This window comes from Solwaraspora sp. WMMB762, from assembly GCF_049179115.1.
Lineage (GTDB): Bacteria > Actinomycetota > Actinomycetes > Mycobacteriales > Micromonosporaceae > Micromonospora_E.
The window spans coordinates 1,909,057-1,923,826 of sequence record NZ_JBMHMD010000001.1 but is presented as its reverse complement, the minus strand read 5'-3'; the positions used below and the strand labels follow the sequence as shown (position 1 = coordinate 1,923,826).

At 69.6% G+C, this 14,770-nt stretch carries 16 protein-coding genes; 9 read left to right on the top strand and 7 right to left on the bottom strand.

Annotated features, from left to right (window positions below; translation table 11 throughout):
- Nucleotides 1-26: 26 nt before the first annotated feature.
- The 4 genes from ACN27J_RS08475 to ACN27J_RS08460 all read right to left on the bottom strand — a co-directional run bounded on the left by ACN27J_RS08475 (nucleotide 27) and on the right by ACN27J_RS08460 (nucleotide 2,215).
- Nucleotides 27-407 carry a DUF3140 domain-containing protein gene (locus ACN27J_RS08475; protein WP_282231312.1) on the bottom strand — a complete coding sequence of 127 codons (381 nt, stop codon included), beginning with the start codon at nucleotides 405-407 and terminating at the stop codon, nucleotides 27-29.
- Nucleotides 397-666 (bottom strand): DUF2945 domain-containing protein, encoded by a 270-nt coding sequence (locus ACN27J_RS08470; protein WP_421364937.1) that lies wholly within the window; start codon nucleotides 664-666, stop codon nucleotides 397-399. The genes ACN27J_RS08475 and ACN27J_RS08470 overlap by 11 nt, the downstream gene beginning before the upstream one ends.
- 49 nt (nucleotides 667-715) lie before the next feature.
- The gene (locus tag ACN27J_RS08465; protein WP_421364935.1) at nucleotides 716-1,339 is read right to left on the bottom strand and encodes a Uma2 family endonuclease; all 624 of its coding nucleotides are present in this window, start codon (nucleotides 1,337-1,339) and stop codon (nucleotides 716-718) included.
- Between the two features lie 81 nt (nucleotides 1,340-1,420).
- A complete protein-coding gene (locus ACN27J_RS08460) occupies nucleotides 1,421-2,215 on the bottom strand; it encodes a class I SAM-dependent methyltransferase (protein WP_421372155.1) in 795 nt (264 codons plus the stop codon).
- A gap of 516 nt (nucleotides 2,216-2,731) precedes the next feature.
- Here ACN27J_RS08460 and rpsA point away from each other — a divergent pair.
- From rpsA to uvrB, 3 genes are all read left to right on the top strand, one after another.
- Entirely contained in the window at nucleotides 2,732-4,249 is a 1,518-nt protein-coding gene (gene rpsA / locus ACN27J_RS08455; protein WP_278170007.1) for a 30S ribosomal protein S1, read from the top strand.
- A 203-nt stretch (nucleotides 4,250-4,452) separates the two neighbouring features.
- Nucleotides 4,453-5,646, top strand: coding sequence for a dephospho-CoA kinase (gene coaE, locus ACN27J_RS08450; RefSeq protein ID WP_421364934.1), 1,194 nt, complete (start codon nucleotides 4,453-4,455; stop codon nucleotides 5,644-5,646).
- A gap of 381 nt (nucleotides 5,647-6,027) precedes the next feature.
- Nucleotides 6,028-8,145 carry an excinuclease ABC subunit UvrB gene (gene uvrB, locus ACN27J_RS08445; RefSeq protein ID WP_421364932.1) on the top strand — a complete coding sequence of 706 codons (2,118 nt, stop codon included), beginning with the start codon at nucleotides 6,028-6,030 and terminating at the stop codon, nucleotides 8,143-8,145.
- On the opposite strand, the gene ACN27J_RS08440 is transcribed toward uvrB, so the two are convergent.
- A complete protein-coding gene (locus tag ACN27J_RS08440) occupies nucleotides 8,138-8,545 on the bottom strand; it encodes a hypothetical protein (protein WP_421364930.1) in 408 nt (135 codons plus the stop codon). The genes uvrB and ACN27J_RS08440 overlap by 8 nt on opposite strands.
- A 413-nt stretch (nucleotides 8,546-8,958) precedes the next feature.
- On the opposite strand from ACN27J_RS08440, the gene ACN27J_RS08435 reads away from it, so the two are divergent.
- The 4 genes from ACN27J_RS08435 to ACN27J_RS08420 all read left to right on the top strand — a co-directional run bounded on the left by ACN27J_RS08435 (nucleotide 8,959) and on the right by ACN27J_RS08420 (nucleotide 10,780).
- Complete coding sequence (locus ACN27J_RS08435; RefSeq protein WP_421364928.1) at nucleotides 8,959-9,867, top strand: helix-turn-helix domain-containing protein; 909 nt, start codon at nucleotides 8,959-8,961, stop codon at nucleotides 9,865-9,867.
- Nucleotides 9,860-10,075, top strand: coding sequence for a DUF397 domain-containing protein (locus ACN27J_RS08430; protein ID WP_421364926.1), 216 nt, complete (start codon nucleotides 9,860-9,862; stop codon nucleotides 10,073-10,075). Before ACN27J_RS08435 ends, ACN27J_RS08430 begins: the two co-directional genes overlap by 8 nt.
- Nucleotides 10,021-10,311: a DUF397 domain-containing protein gene (locus tag ACN27J_RS08425; RefSeq protein ID WP_421364925.1), complete on the top strand. Its 291-nt coding sequence runs from the start codon at nucleotides 10,021-10,023 to the stop codon at nucleotides 10,309-10,311. The genes ACN27J_RS08430 and ACN27J_RS08425 overlap by 55 nt, the downstream gene beginning before the upstream one ends.
- Before the next feature lie 280 nt (nucleotides 10,312-10,591).
- A complete protein-coding gene (locus ACN27J_RS08420) occupies nucleotides 10,592-10,780 on the top strand; it encodes a DUF397 domain-containing protein (protein ID WP_421364923.1) in 189 nt (62 codons plus the stop codon).
- A gap of 363 nt (nucleotides 10,781-11,143) precedes the next feature.
- Here ACN27J_RS08420 and ACN27J_RS08415 read toward each other — a convergent pair whose 3' ends face one another.
- Nucleotides 11,144-11,962, bottom strand: a complete 819-nt coding sequence (locus ACN27J_RS08415) for an ABC transporter permease (RefSeq protein WP_421364921.1) — start codon at nucleotides 11,960-11,962, stop codon at nucleotides 11,144-11,146.
- Nucleotides 11,959-12,936 (bottom strand): ATP-binding cassette domain-containing protein, encoded by a 978-nt coding sequence (locus tag ACN27J_RS08410; RefSeq protein WP_421364919.1) that lies wholly within the window; start codon nucleotides 12,934-12,936, stop codon nucleotides 11,959-11,961. Before ACN27J_RS08410 ends, ACN27J_RS08415 begins: the two co-directional genes overlap by 4 nt.
- Before the next feature lie 54 nt (nucleotides 12,937-12,990).
- On the opposite strand from ACN27J_RS08410, the gene ACN27J_RS08405 reads away from it, so the two are divergent.
- Nucleotides 12,991-13,749 (top strand): TetR/AcrR family transcriptional regulator, encoded by a 759-nt coding sequence (locus tag ACN27J_RS08405; RefSeq protein ID WP_421364918.1) that lies wholly within the window; start codon nucleotides 12,991-12,993, stop codon nucleotides 13,747-13,749.
- 81 nt (nucleotides 13,750-13,830) lie between these two features.
- Nucleotides 13,831-14,751 (top strand): STM4015 family protein, encoded by a 921-nt coding sequence (locus ACN27J_RS08400; protein WP_421364916.1) that lies wholly within the window; start codon nucleotides 13,831-13,833, stop codon nucleotides 14,749-14,751.
- Nucleotides 14,752-14,770: the final 19 nt, after the last annotated feature.

The following is a 14,770-nucleotide window of genomic DNA, read 5'->3' as shown; positions in this document are numbered from 1 at the left end:
GACCCGATGGCCGGGTCGGCCGCCGGTCACGCCTTCAGCGGGTCGTGCCCCCAGTTCATCAGCGAGTGCCGCCACCGGGTGTCGCTGACGTCGCCGGACGGACGCTGGGCCAGGTGCCGGTGCACGTACCCGACCACCTTGCGCATGTGCGCGTAGTCGTCGTCGGACAACGCCTCCCGCTTGGTCCGCAGCAGGTCGACGATCCGGCGGCCGGAGGCGTGCCCCACCGACTCGCCGCCGTCGTGGTGCTGCCCGGCGGCGGTCGACTCCGGGGTACGCAGCCACTTCTCCAGCTCACCCGGGCTCATGTTGACCGCTTCGACGAACGCCCGGTACGCCGCCGCGCCGTCGGAGGCGTCGGTCCGGGTCGGGCGGGAGCCTGCGGTACGGGTGCGGTCACTCGGCACGGCGCAACGCCTCCGGCTTGTGCACCGCGTCGCGGCCGGACTTGTCGCTGCGGACCCGGTACTGCGGATGCTCCGGGTCGGCGACCACGGTACGGCCGGCGGCCTCCCGTCGGGTGGTGATTTCCTCCTCGACGGTGCCCGGCACGGTCACCCCGTGGCTGCGCCAGTTGACCCGGTCGCCGGGTCGGGGATGCTCGACCGGTCGGCCGGGCCGCTGGTCGGGCCGGTCGCCCTCGCGGGGGCGGTTGTTCCTCGCCATGGCGGCCGGGTACCCACCGTCCGGGCGGGCAATCCCGTCCCGAGCGGGTCTACGGGGTGATCTCGGAGATCGGCAGCTTCACCGGGAACGGGGCGTCGAGTTCGAGCAGGTCGGCGGACTCGCCGACGAGGGCGTACTCCCGCTCGCCGCTGGCGCCCGGCCGGTCGCCGAGCTGGTAGGCGTAGATCCGCACCGGATCCTGCTCGACCCGCCAGTAGTGGCCGATGCCGACGGCAGCGTACCCGGCGGGCCGGTGGAACCGGTCCCGGCGGCGGGTCGCCGGGGAGACCACCTCGACGGCCAGCAGTACCTCGTCGGGGGTCAGGTAGTGCCGGTCGCGGCTGCCCTCGGCGCGGTGCAGCAGCACGTCGGGCTCGTAGGTGTTGCGTGGCCCGACGGCGACCCCGACCGCCTGGGTGGCCCGGTAGCCGTCCGGCGCGTGCCGGCGCAGCCAGGCGCAGAGCAGGGACGAGATGTCCTGGTGGTCGAGAGTGGGGGAGGGAACCACGGTGAGGACTCCGTCGAGGAGTTCGACGCGGGGGGCGTCGGCGGGCAGGGCGAGGACGTCTTCGATGCTGTAGTCAGCCAGCTGCTGCCGGACCGGGTCCGGCTGCCACGGTGCGGTCCACGCCCCGCCGGACGGTGCGGCAGGATGGATCGGCTCGGCGCTCACCCGGTCAGCGTACGGTCGTCGGGGTGCCGGCGAGGGCCGGCGGCGCGTCGGCGGGTCGGCGCGCGGTGAGCGTCGGCCGTCTCACCCAGCCGTGGGCGGCCGGTCGGCGACGAAGATCGCGGTGCCGGGGAAGAGCCGCCCGCGCAGCGGACTCCACTGCCCCCAGATCTGTTCGTGCCCGTCCGGCCACGGTGGTTCGACGACGTCGAGCAGCCGGAACCCGGCGGCGACGAGCTCCCGGACCCGGTCGCCGACCGTGCGGTGCTGCTCGACGTAGCTGGGCGTGCCGTCGTCGTCGGTCTCCACGTACGGCCGCCGGTCGAAGTAGGAGTGCACCGCGACCAGGCCGCGCTCGCCCGGGTCGTCGAGGAAGATCCAGCGCATCGGGTGGGTGACGGCGAAGACCCAGCGCCCGCCGGGGCGCAGCACCCGGTGCACCTCGCGCATCACGGCCGCCGAGTCGGCGACGAACGGCACCGCGCCGAACGCGGTCCAGACGGTGTCGAACGCGGCGTCGACGAACGGCAGCGTCAGTGCGTCGGCCTGCACCAGCGGCACCCGTACGCCGGTGCGGTCGGCGCCGGCGACGGCCTGGCGCAGCATGCCCGCCGACAGGTCCAGCGCGACGGCGCGGGCACCCTGGCCGGCGAGCCACCGGCTGCCGGCGGCCGCCCCGCAGCCCAGTTCGAGCACCCGCCGCCCGGCGACGTCACCGAGCAGCCCGGCGTCGGCCTCCCGCAGGCCTTCCGGGCACCAGCGCAGGTCGGCGTCGCCGAGGAACCCGCCGTGCTCGGCCTGGTAGTCGTCGGCGTCGGCGTCCCACCAGCGTCGGTTGGCCTGCCGGGCCTGCTGGTCGGTGACCTCGTGCCTGGTCACTCTGAGTTGGTCGGAATCCGGGAGGAGGTCGGAATCCGGCCCGCCGTCGGGTCCGCCGCCGGGCGTGGGTGTCGCGGTGGTCACGGCGCAGACGGTACGGGCAGCGTCGTGTGGGAGCGTTACCGGCCCGGCGTGCTACGCTTGACGGCCCGCGAAACTGGTGTGATCTCGGTCACAGCGAATCCCCGAAAGTGCGGGAATCCCCGCCTGTGGGTCCGATTTTTCCCAACCACCGACATGTGCGCCCGGATAGCTCCCGGGAGGGCTTGCACGCTGTGGTAATGCAACCGGTAGGCTAGTCGATGCGCTCGCGGATCGTGTGCCTCGGCAGGGAGCAGGTCCGCGGTCGGCGGTTACATCCGATGATGGCAGCGGCGGTCGATGATCCCCTCGGTCACGGTCGGTGACGAAGACGTCATCGTCGCGGTGTGCCCGCCGGCGGATCCGTGAGCCACGCCAGGTCACCGCAACGACAAGCCAGCAGTGACACCCATCCGATCCGGAGCAACCGCCCACATGACGAGCAGCATCGAGGCCACCTCGAGCGCCCCCAAGGTCACCGTCGACGACCTCGGCACCGAGGAAGCCTTCCTCGCGGCGATCGACGAGACCATCAAGTACTTCAACGACGGCGACATCGTGGAAGGTACCGTCGTCAAGGTCGACCGGGACGAGGTCCTGCTCGACATCGGCTACAAGACCGAGGGTGTCATCCCCTCGCGCGAGTTGTCGATCAAGCACGACGTGGACCCAGCCGACGTTGTCTCGGTGGGCGACCACATCGAAGCCCTTGTCCTGCAGAAGGAGGACAAGGAAGGCCGGCTGATCCTGTCGAAGAAGCGCGCCCAGTACGAGCGCGCGTGGGGCACGATCGAGAAGATCAAGGACGAGGACGGGGTCGTCCGTGGCTCGGTCATCGAGGTGGTCAAGGGTGGTCTGATCCTGGACATCGGGCTGCGTGGCTTCCTGCCCGCGTCGCTGGTGGAGATGCGCCGGGTCCGTGACCTGCAGCCGTACGTCGGCCGCGAGCTCGAAGCCAAGATCATCGAGCTGGACAAGAACCGCAACAACGTGGTCCTGTCCCGCCGGGCCTGGCTGGAGCAGACGCAGTCCGAGGTGCGCACCGAGTTCCTCAACAAGCTGCAGAAGGGGCAGGTCCGCAAGGGCGTCGTCTCCTCGATCGTCAACTTCGGCGCCTTCGTCGACCTCGGCGGAGTGGACGGCCTGGTGCACGTCTCCGAGCTGTCCTGGAAGCACATCGACCACCCGTCCGAGGTGGTCGAGGTCGGCCAGGAGGTCGAGGTCGAGGTGCTCGACGTCGACCTGGACCGCGAGCGGGTCTCGCTGTCACTCAAGGCCACCCAGGAAGACCCGTGGCGTCAGTTCGCCCGGACCCACGCGATCCAGCAGATCGTGCCCGGCAAGGTGACCAAGCTGGTGCCGTTCGGTGCGTTCGTCCGCGTCGACGACGGCATCGAGGGCCTGGTGCACATCTCCGAGCTCGCCGAGCGGCATGTCGAGATCCCCGAGCAGGTCGTCCAGGTCGGCTCCGACGTCATGGTCAAGGTCATCGACATCGACCTGGAGCGTCGTCGGATCTCGCTGTCGCTCAAGCAGGCCAACGAGGGCTTCGTCGAGGGCGAGGAGCACTTCGACCCGACCCTCTACGGCATGGCCGCCACGTACGACAACGAGGGCAACTACATCTACCCCGAAGGCTTCGACCCGGAGACCGGGGAGTGGCTGGAAGGCTTCGACAAGCAGCGGGAGACCTGGGAGCAGCAGTACGCCGAGGCCCGCAACCGTTGGGAAGCACACACCCGGCAGGTGCAGACCGCCCGGGCCGCCGACGCGGACGCCGCAGCCAACCCGGCTCCGCCGGTCGCCGCCCCAGCGGGCGGTGGCGGTGGCGGCGGTGGTGGGGCGACCTCCAGCTCGACCCCGTCGCGGGCCAGCGAGGAGCCGGCTGGCACCCTCGCCACCGACGAGGCGCTCGCCGCGCTGCGGGAGAAGCTGGCCGGCGGCAAGAGCTGAGGCCCCATAGCAACACCGGTTGACACAGACAGCGGTCCCGCCGGGCATCCTGCCCGGCGGGACCGCTGTCTGTCGTGGCGTACCACTGTCTGCCGCACCCACTGTGCGGCCCGACCCTGTGGGACCCCACCCACTGACCGGAGCTGGCGGACACCAGCCCCCCGGCGGACCGGCCGGGCAGCCGATCCGGTTCACTGGGCGGCATGCTGAGGGTAGGTCTCACCGGCGGCATCGGTGCCGGCAAGAGCGCCGTCGCCAACCGGCTCGCCACACACGGCGCGGTGATCGTCGACGCCGACCGGCTGGCCCGGGAGGTGGTGGCACCGGGCACCGACGGGCTGGCCCGGGTCGTCGCGGCCTTCGGGCCGGACGTCGTCGCCGCTGACGGTGCCCTGGACCGGCCGGCCCTGGGCGCCCGGGTCTTCGCCGACCCGGCCGCCCGGCGCCGGCTGGAGGAGATCGTGCACCCGCTGGTCCGGGCCCGTACCGCCGAACTCACCGCCGCCGCCCCGACCGACGCGGTCGTGGTCAACGACGTACCGCTGCTGGTGGAGACCGGGCTGGCCGCCACGTACCACCTGGTGGTCGTGGTGTCGGCGGCCGAGGCACTGCGCGTCGAACGGCTGACCCGCGACCGGGGGATGGCGCCCGACGACGCGTGGGCCCGGATCCGCGCCCAGGCCGACGACGCGCAACGCCGCGCCGCTGCCGACGTGCTGCTGTCCAACGACGGCAGCCGCGACGACCTCGCCGACGCCGTCGACCGGCTCTGGCACGACCGGCTGGTGCCGTACGAGGCGAACCTGCGGGCCGGTCGGCCCGCGCCGCGTCCGCCGCTGGCGGTGCTCGCCGAACCCGATTCGACCTGGCCGGAGCAGTTCGACCGGCTGGCCGCCCGGGTACGGCGGGCAGTCGGCGCCGACCGGCGGGTCGACCACATCGGCTCCACTTCGGTGCCCGGTCTGCCGGCCAAGGACGTCATCGACATTCAGCTCACCGTCGAGTCGCTGGACGATGCCGACGGTTGCGCGGATGCGCTCGCCGCCGCCGGGTTCCCCCGGTTTCCCGGCGACTGGTGGGACAACCCGCGCCCCGATCCGGCGACCGGCCGGCCGGGTGAGCGGTGGCCGAAGCGGCTGCACGGCAATGCCGACCCGGGCCGGCCGGTCAACCTGCACGTGCGGGTCGCCGACTCGCCGGGCTGGCGCTACGCGTTGGCGTTCCGGGACCTGCTGCGCGCCGATCCGGGTGAGCGGGCCGGCTACCTGGCTGTCAAACGGCGGATCGCGGCGACCGCGCCGACCACCCGGGAGTACGCCGAAGCCAAGGAGCCGTGGTTCGACCAGGTCTGGCCGCGCCTGCTCCGGCGGATCGAGGAGACCGGCTGGCAGCCGTGACAGGTCGCCGGTACCCGGCGCCGTCGTACCGGCGAATGACGATCGGATGCGTGTCGTCGGACGGCGCTGCGGGGTGTCGCGTCGATGCGGCGAATTGGATCAACCGCTGGGAGGTGGAAGGTGGGAGGTGGGGCGCTCGCGGCGGCCGGGTCACGCGGGGCGTGACAACTCCGGGTGCGCTCACCGGCTGGCGCCAGGGCAGCTACCCGAACATCCGGACCCGTGGCGCGCCGCGATGGGCGCTGCCGGTGGTCCGCGCGGCCGCCGCGAGCGGCCTACCCTGCAACGGTATCGCGGGTGAGGCAACCCACACAATGACAATATCGATGCCGATCGGCGACCGGCGGCACTCTGTCGGACCCGCGGCGTAGGTTGGAGGTCATGGCGCTCGACATCCCGCGACTCGACGGCCGCTTCCAGGTCGTCAGCGACTACTCGCCGGCCGGCGACCAGCCGGCAGCCATCGACGAGCTTGAGCGCCGGGTGCGTCGTGGCGACCGGCATTCGGTGCTGCTCGGCGCGACCGGCACCGGCAAGAGCGCCACCACCGCCTGGCTCGTCGAGCGGCTGCAGCGGCCCACCCTGGTGATGGCCCCCAACAAGACGCTCTGCGCCCAGCTGGCCAAGGAGTTCCGCGAGCTGATGCCGCACAACGCGGTGGAGTACTTCGTCTCCTACTACGACTACTACCAGCCCGAGGCGTACATCCCGCAGACCGACACCTACATCGAGAAGGACTCCTCGATCAACGAGGAGGTGGAGCGGCTGCGGCACTCGGCGACCATGTCCCTGCTGACCCGCCGCGACGTGATCGTGGTCGCCACCGTCTCGGCGATCTACGGCCTGGGCACCCCGCAGGAATACCTCGAACGCGCGGTCAAGGTCACCGCCGGCGCCGAGCAGGACCGCGACTCGCTGCTGCGCCGCCTGGTCGACATCCAGTACGCCCGCAACGACCTGTCGTTCAGCCGGGGCACGTTCCGGGTCCGCGGCGACACCCTGGAGATCATTCCGGCGTACGAGGAGCTGGCGGTCCGGATCGAGTTCTTCGGCGACGAGATCGAGCGCCTCTACTACCTGCACCCGTTGACCGGTGACGTGGTGCGCGAGGTCGACCAGTTGCTGATCTTCCCGGCCACGCACTACGCCGCCGGGCCGGCGCGGATGGAGCGGGCGATCCACGACATCGAGGCCGAGCTGACCGACCGGCTCGCCGAGCTGGACCGGCAGGGCAAGCTCCTCGAAGCGCAGCGGCTGCGGATGCGCACCACGTACGACATCGAGATGATGCGCCAGGTCGGTTTCTGCTCCGGCATCGAGAACTACTCGATGCACATCGACGGCCGCGACTACGGCAGTCCGCCGCACACCCTGCTCGACTACTTCCCGGACGACTTCGTCACCGTCATCGACGAGTCGCACGTGACGATCCCGCAGATCGGCGGCATGTTCGAGGGCGACGCCTCCCGCAAGCGGATGCTGATCGACCACGGGTTCCGGCTGCCCAGCGCGGCCGACAACCGGCCGCTGCGCTTCGACGAGTTCCTGGAACGGGTCGGCCAGATGGTGTTCCTGTCGGCCACCCCCGGCACCTGGGAGATGGAGCAGTCTGCCGGTGAGTTCGTCGAGCAGGTGATCCGCCCCACCGGCCTGGTCGACCCGCAGGTCAAGGTCAAGCCGACCAAGGGGCAGATCGACGACCTGATGCACGAGATCCGGCTGCGCACCGACCGCGACGAGCGGGTGCTGGTCACCACGCTGACCAAGAAGATGGCCGAGGACCTTACCGACTACCTGCTGGAGCACGGCATCCGGGTGCGCTACCTGCACTCCGAGGTCGACACGCTGCGCCGGGTCGAGCTGCTGCGCGAGCTGCGCAAGGGCGACTACGACGTACTGGTCGGCATCAACCTGCTCCGCGAGGGCCTGGACCTGCCCGAGGTGTCCCTGGTGGCGATCCTCGACGCCGACAAGGAAGGCTTCCTGCGTAGCGGCCGGTCGCTGATCCAGACCATCGGCCGGGCGGCACGTAACGTCTCCGGCGAGGTCCACATGTACGCCGACAAGATGACCCCGTCGATGGCGGACGCGATCGACGAGACCAACCGGCGCCGGGCCAAGCAGGTGGCGTACAACGAGGCCAACGGCATCTCCCCGGAGCCGCTGCGCAAGAAGATCCACGACATCCTCGACGACATCTACCGGGAGGCCGACGACACCGACGGCGCGCTCGCCGGTCGGTCGGTCGGCGGCTCCGGCCGGCAGATGTCGCGCGGCAAGGGGCCGGTGCCGGAGACCCGCAGCAAGGGCCGGGGTGTTGCCACTCCGTCGAGCGCCGGCATGGCCCGCGCCGACCTGGCTCAGCTGATCTCCGAGCTCAACGACCAGATGCTGAACGCCGCCCGCGAGCTGCAGTTCGAGCTGGCCGCCCGGATCCGCGACGAGATCTCCGAGCTGAAGAAGGAGCTGCGGGCGATGGACGTCGCTGGCGTCAGCTGACCCGGTCGCCCGGGTAGAGCTGGGCCAGCTCGGCACCGGGGCGCTGACTGGCCCGCCAGAGCAGCCCCCACGTGTCGTCGAGATCCGCCTCGTCGTCGCCTTGCCTGTCGGGCGCGGTCTGGCCGGGCGGTGGTGTCGCCTGGGCTGGCGGGGCAGGCCAGCCCGGCTCGCCGGGGCGGACCAGCTCCAGCTCACCCCATTGCAGGTAGAACGTCCAGGCGTCCTCGACGGTGCGGAAGATGCCGACCTCGCGGATCTCCCGCTGCGGGTGCCGGAAGTAGACCAGTGCCTCGTCGGCGTACTCCAGGCCCCAGCCGACGGCCGGAAACTCCGGTGCCCCGTCCACTGGGTCGACCGGCTCGATCAGCAGGAACTGCTCGGGCGGCGAAGTGTCGTTCATGACTTCCTCCACGTTGTCTTCGCTGGGGGATCACATGTTCGTCTGACCGTCGCTTTGTATTTGCGGCTTATGTTCTGTGATCGACCGCAGGCGCTGCGCCTTCGGCGGGTACCCCGTGTGCACTGGTTGGAGAGCTCGACGTGTCGGCTACCGACCTCCTTGGTGGATCGGGGCTTGACCGTGCCCTGGAGTTGCAGGGTGTCGAGCGCCATGGATGTCAGTCAACACCACCCAACCCTAAACCGCAATACTGCAAAAACAGGGTTTCGGACCACGGTGTGCGGATCATGTCCTCGTGACAAGGGATGTGATGCTCGTATACCGTGGTCAACGGGCTTCGGCGTAGATCGTCTAGGTTGGACCGTGGTGAGGGCTTCATGCGGAACGACTAAGCTGCAGGGTGGGAGGGGTGAATGCCTGCAAGGAGGAACATCGCCGGGCCTGACGGCTCAGGCTCGATGGCCGCGCGTAGGAGGCTCGGGCGGCTGCTGACTGAGCTGCGCGAAGCCAAGGCCATCACACAGGAAGCAGCGGCCGAGTACATCGAGCGGGTGCCCTCGACCCTCTACCGGATGGAGACCGGCAAGCCTGGGGTCCGCATCCGGATCAAGCAGGACATCCACGGCCTATGCGAGCTGTACGAGGTCGACGCGCCTACCCGTGAGGCGCTGGTGCAGCTTGCCGAGACGACCAAGATTAAGGGTTGGTACCAGCCTTACCACGACCTACTGGTGCAGACGAACTTTGACTCGTACATCGGTCTGGAGCAGGACGCGAGCGAGATCGACACCTTCGAGTCGCAGCTCGTGCCCGGCCTGCTGCAGACTGAACGGTACGCTCGCGCGTTGGTCAGCGTTCCAGACAACCGAGAGCGCGACGCTGACGAGGTTGAGCGACGGGTCCGGATGCGGCTGCGCCGACAGGAGATTCTCACCCGCGCGGACCCTGTTCGGCTGGACGCCGTGTTGAGTGAAGCGGTGCTTCAGCATGTGGTGGGTGGGCCTGCGGTGATGATCGAACAGCTTCGGCACCTTGCGGCCATCAGCGAGCGGCCGAACATCACGCTGCGTGTGCTGCCCTTCGCGGCCGGACTCCACGACGGATTGGTGTCCGGCAGCTTCGTGATCCTGCGGTTTCCCGACGACATCGAGCCACCGGTGGTGTACTCAGACGTCCTGTTGGGAGGTCTCTGGTTCGAGGCGCCGAGCGAGATTGCCCGGTTCCGTCGAGCGTTGACCAGCATCATCGAGAGCGCTCTGGATCAACCCGCGTCCAGGGACATGATTGAGCAGACAGCTAAGGAGCTGACCGGAGATGTATGACCTGACCGGAGCGGTGTGGCGCAAGTCCATCCGCAGCAACAACAGCAACAACTGCGTCGAGGTCGCGACCGACGTGCCGAGCTACGACGGGGTTGTCGCCGTACGTGACAGCAAGGAGCAGAACGGTCCGGTGCTGATCTTCGACCGTGATGGATGGAAGGCGTTCCTCGTCGGCGCTCATTCGGGCCGCTTCGACCTCCAGCCGTGACAATGACCGGTCTACAGGTAGCCTCCATCTCCGCTATACCTGGTTGCTCGGCGGGCGACCCCACCGAGCCGCTGCGGTGGCGCAAGAGCAGCCGCAGCAACGCGAACGGAAACTGCGTCGAGGCCGCGCCGGCCGGTGAGGTGGTTGCGGTCCGCGACTCCACCGACCCGACCGGCCCGGTGCTCGCCTTCCCTGTCGCCACCTGGCGATCCTTCGTGGATAGCTTGCGTAGCTGACGCTACCCGGCCAGGCCACCTCGCCGGATTGGGGCAGCACGAGCCCGTATGACTCGTTGTCGTATCGGTCCGTGACCACGTCGCATCCGCAGCCGTGTCGATGATGATCAACGTGCACTTCACTGCGCGGGACTGACGGCGGTCGCCTTCGGTCGCCCATACCGCAGACAGGCATGGCGGCCTCGGTCGTTTGTCGGCTCTACGTCAAGGACCCGGTGTGAAGTGCTAGCTAACCTGGTAGCGGAAGGTTGAACAGATCGCTATCGAATAGGGGTGCGCCGTGGCGTCGACTCCAACCGAGCCGCTGTGTTGGCGCAAGTCCATCCGCAGCAACGCCAACGGTGACTGTGTCGAGGTCGCACCGGCCGGCGGGCTGGTCGCGGTCCGCGACTCCACCGATCCGACTGGTTCACGGCTGGCCTTCCCCGCCACCGCCTGGCGCTCCTTCGTGGACGGTCTGCGTGGCTGACGTCGCGCGGGCGAAGCCCTACCGTAGGGGGCGGCAGCGTGGCGCCGCCAATCGATCGTCTGACCCGCCGACCGGGTAGAAGGCCGAGTGCCTGGTCACGACTCCTGGGTGTAGCCGTGTCCTCTGAGTAGCCGCACGGTCTGCGCCACCCCGGCCTTGATCTTCGCCGCGTCCGCCTTGTGCTCGGCGTAGTGGTCGTCAGGGTCAGCCTGACCTCAGCATGGGGCGTTGCACGGGAAGCCGGCGTTCCTTGCCGAAGCCCTGACAGCCGAACCGTGTCCCCGGCATTGAACGAGACTGCGTGCCCCGCACTCTGACGAGCCGCCCCGCCTTGCGTCAGAAGAGTAAGGAAACCAGGAGCCTTCAGCGTCCTCGGCGCGTGTAGGCGCGCAACGATAGCGGGACGAAGGTCACCAGCAGGGCGGCCGTCCAGAGCAGGACGGCGGTCACCGGATGCGCGAGTGGCCAGGCCGCGTTTCCCGAGGGGGCGCCCGGATTGCCGAACAGCTCCCGGGAGGCGGCGGTGAGCGCGCTCACCGGGTTCCAGTCCGCCAGGAAGCGCAACCAGCCCGGCATGCCGTCGGTCGGGACGAACGCGTTCGACAGCATCGTGAACGGCAGGCCAAGCGGCACCATCGCGTCGGCGACCTGGTCGTTCTTGACCGCCAGGCCCACATAGACGCCTACCCAGCTCAGCGCGTACCGCAGCACGATCATCAGCAGGAACGCCTGAGCCGTGGGGATCAGGCCACGGTGGGGCTGCCAGCCCACCAGCAGTCCCGCACCTACCATGATGGTCAGCATCAACAAGCCGGTCAGCAGGTCGGCGCCGGTCTGCCCGAACGGCACCGCCAGGCGTGCCATCGGCATGGAGCGGAATCGGTCCATCACGCCGCGGGTGGCGTCGCTGGCCGTGCGCGTCATGACCCCCAGCCATGCGGAGAAGGTCACCATCGCGAACAGGCCGGGCATGAGGTACTCGCGGTAGTCGCCGCCATCCGGCACCTGGATTGCGCTGCCGAGGACGTAGCCGAACAGCACCACCATGACGGCGGGGAAGACCAGCGCCGCGATGATCTGGCCGGGCTCCTGCCGTAGCCGTGCGAGCTCGCGGCCGATCAGGGTCAGTCCGTCGGCGAGCGTCCAGCCCAGGCGATTCAGTGGTGTGGTGGTGGCGGTCATCGGACGGGCTCCGTGTGGTCGGTGAGGCGCAGGAACACCTCGTCGAGGGTGGGGCGGCGCAGGCTCACGTCGGCGGCGGCGACTCCGGCGTGGTCGAGCTCGCGCACGATGTCGGCGAGGCGCAGTCCGGTGGCGGGCAGTGCGACGCTGAGCTGGTCGGCTCCGGCCGTCGTGGTTTCGGCGCCGATCAGGACGGTCAGAACCGTCGCTGCCGCAGGCAACGCTGCGGGGTCCTCGACGGTGACGTCGAGACGGTCCCCGATCGTGGCCTTCAGCTCGTCCGGCGTGCCGGTGGCGATCACCTGTCCGTGGTCGATGACGGCGATGTCGTCGGCCAGCCGGTCGGCCTCGTCCAGGTACTGGGTGGTGAGCAGCACGGTGGTGCCTTCGGCCACCAGTTCGCGGATGCTGTCCCAGATCTCGACGCGGCTATGCGGGTCCAGGCCGGTGGTCGGCTCGTCCAGGAAGAGCACCTCAGGGCGCAGGATGATGCTGGTGATCAGGTCCAGCCGGCGGCGCATGCCACCGGAGTAGCCGGCTACCGGGCGGTCGGCGGCGTGCGTCAGGTCGAAGCGGTCGAGCAGTTCGTCGGCCCGCCGGTGCGCCTCGCGGCGGGACAGGTGGTAGAGGCGTCCGAACATGCGCAGGTTGCCACGGCCGGTGAGCTTCTCGTCCACGGCGGCGTACTGGCCTGCGAGCCCGATCCGCTCGCGTACCCTGCCCGCCTCGCGGACGACGTCGTATCCGGCTATCCGGGCGTGTCCGGAATCGGGATTGGACAAGGTCGCCAGGATGCGTACCGCAGTCGTCTTCCCTGCCCCGTTGGGCCCTAGCACGCCGCACACCGTTCCCCTCGGGATGCTCAGGTTCAGCCCTCGCAGCGCAGGGACGGTGCCGAAGGACTTGCGCAGCCCGTTGGCGACCACGATCGGATCCGCCCCTGTCGCCTTACTGGGTACGTTGTACGCGGTCATGGTGGCCACTGTAAGAGACTGGGTACGATGTACGCAACGGAGGGGGTGGACACGGTGACCGACGGCGAGTACGTGAACATCTGGATGCGACCCGAGCGCCCGGCCTACGGGCCGAAGCCGGGCTACAGCCGCGCGCAGATCACCGAGGCGGCGATCCGGATCGCCGACGCCGAAGGGCTGGAGGCCGCCACCATGCGACGGATCGCCGCCGAGATCGGCGCCGGTGCGATGTCCCTCTACCGGTACGTCCCGAGTCGCGACAACCTTGTCGATCTCATGGCCGACCAGGTGATGGGCGAGATCGACGTCGCGGGGATGCCCTCAGGCGACTGGCGCACGGACCTGACGCGCTACGCCGACGGGCTTCGGGCCATGTGGCTGAGGCATCCCTGGATGGCCACCGTGCAGCGGTCACTGCCCAGCTTCGGCCCTAACCAGCTGTTCCTGATCGAACGGCTGATGGGCGTGCTCGATGACGTCATCCCCATCGACGAGAACCTAGGCCTCATAGCCATGCTGAGCGGCTACATCGAGGGCACCGTCCGCGAGGAGATCGGCTCAACCAAGGAGCTGCGCCGCAGCGGGCTCAGCGAGTCGGAGTGGATGGCGCGGAGCCACCCGTACGTCGACCAACTGGTGAGAAGCGGCGAGTACCCGATCTTCACCAAGATCGTAACGCAGGCGCGTCAGCCGCACCTGAGCCGCGACGACCAGTTCCGAGACGGACTCCAGCGGGTTTTCGACTGCATCGCCGCCGCCCTTCCATCAACGGCCGACTCCGGGCAACCAAGTGAACTGCAGTCGCCGCAGTAGGGCGCGACGGGCAGCGGGGCGTCGCACCGGGTTGCTATCGTGCCGGGTCCGCAGCCCCACGCCCTCCCCGGAGCACCGTCGATGACCATCAATGAGCACATCACCCACTTCGCCGGACTGCCGGTGGTCGACTTCGACCCGCAGACGGCGGCGCAGCACACCGGCACCCCGGTCGCCTGGCGGCTCAGCGCGTCGGAGGAGGACGAGGTCGAATTCGCGCAACTCTTCGCCACCTGGCTGGACACCGTCGACCCGGCGAGCGTCGACGCGCTGGTGACCGGCGACTGGGGCGAACCGTGGGACGTCGCGTTCCCGCTGGAGCTGCTGGTCGACGCCGCACCCAGGCTGACCAACCTGCGGGCCGTGTTCCTCGGCGAGATGACCTTCGACGAGTGCGAGATCTCCTGGATCCTGCAGCCCGACGTCACCCCGCTGCTGGCCGCCTACCCGGCGCTGCAGGTGCTGCGGGTACGCGGTGCGATGTCGCTGCTGTTGCAGCCGGTGCGGCACACCGGGCTGCGCGAGTTCGCCATCGAGTCCGGCGGGCTGCCGGCCGCCCTCACCCGCGCCGTGGCCGCCAGCGACCTGCCGGCCTGCACCCATCTGGAACTGTGGCTGGGCACCCCCGACTACGAAGGTGACACCTCAGTGGACGATCTGGCGCCGATCCTCGACGGCACCCGGCTGCCCGCGCTGCGTACCCTCGGGCTGCGCAACGCCGAGATCGCCGACGCGGTCGCCGCCGCGCTGACCGCCGCGGCGGTGGTGCCCCGCTTGGAAACCATCGACCTGTCGTTGGGCACCCTCGGTGACGAAGGGGCCACCGCCCTGCTCGCCGGGCAGCCGTTGACCCATCTGCGCCGTCTCGACCTGCACCGGCACTACCTGTCCGACGCGATGATGGTCCGGTTGCCGGCCGCACTGCCCGGCGTCGACGTCGACCTGAGTGATCAGCAGGAGGTCGACCCGCACCGGGGGCGGTACGTCTCGGTCGGCGAATGACCGGTTGTTAACCTCACCC

Bases quoted from the DNA above. Each gene is read 5' to 3' on its own strand.
- ACN27J_RS08435 (WP_421364928.1), top strand. From the start codon at position 8,959: ATGCCTGCAAGGAGGAACATCGCCGGGCCTGACGGCTCAGGCTCGATG.
- ACN27J_RS08415 (WP_421364921.1), bottom strand. From the start codon at position 11,962: ATGACCGCCACCACCACACCACTGAATCGCCTGGGCTGGACGCTCGCC.
- rpsA (WP_278170007.1), top strand. From the start codon at position 2,732: ATGACGAGCAGCATCGAGGCCACCTCGAGCGCCCCCAAGGTCACCGTC.
- ACN27J_RS08400 (WP_421364916.1), top strand. From the start codon at position 13,831: ATGACCATCAATGAGCACATCACCCACTTCGCCGGACTGCCGGTGGTC.
- ACN27J_RS08410 (WP_421364919.1), bottom strand. From the start codon at position 12,936: ATGACCGCGTACAACGTACCCAGTAAGGCGACAGGGGCGGATCCGATC.
- ACN27J_RS08425 (WP_421364925.1), top strand. From the start codon at position 10,021: ATGGAAGGCGTTCCTCGTCGGCGCTCATTCGGGCCGCTTCGACCTCCA.
- ACN27J_RS08430 (WP_421364926.1), top strand. From the start codon at position 9,860: ATGTATGACCTGACCGGAGCGGTGTGGCGCAAGTCCATCCGCAGCAAC.
- ACN27J_RS08470 (WP_421364937.1), bottom strand. From the start codon at position 666: ATGGCGAGGAACAACCGCCCCCGCGAGGGCGACCGGCCCGACCAGCGG.
- coaE (WP_421364934.1), top strand. From the start codon at position 4,453: ATGCTGAGGGTAGGTCTCACCGGCGGCATCGGTGCCGGCAAGAGCGCC.
- ACN27J_RS08440 (WP_421364930.1), bottom strand. From the start codon at position 8,545: ATGAACGACACTTCGCCGCCCGAGCAGTTCCTGCTGATCGAGCCGGTC.
- uvrB (WP_421364932.1), top strand. From the start codon at position 6,028: ATGGCGCTCGACATCCCGCGACTCGACGGCCGCTTCCAGGTCGTCAGC.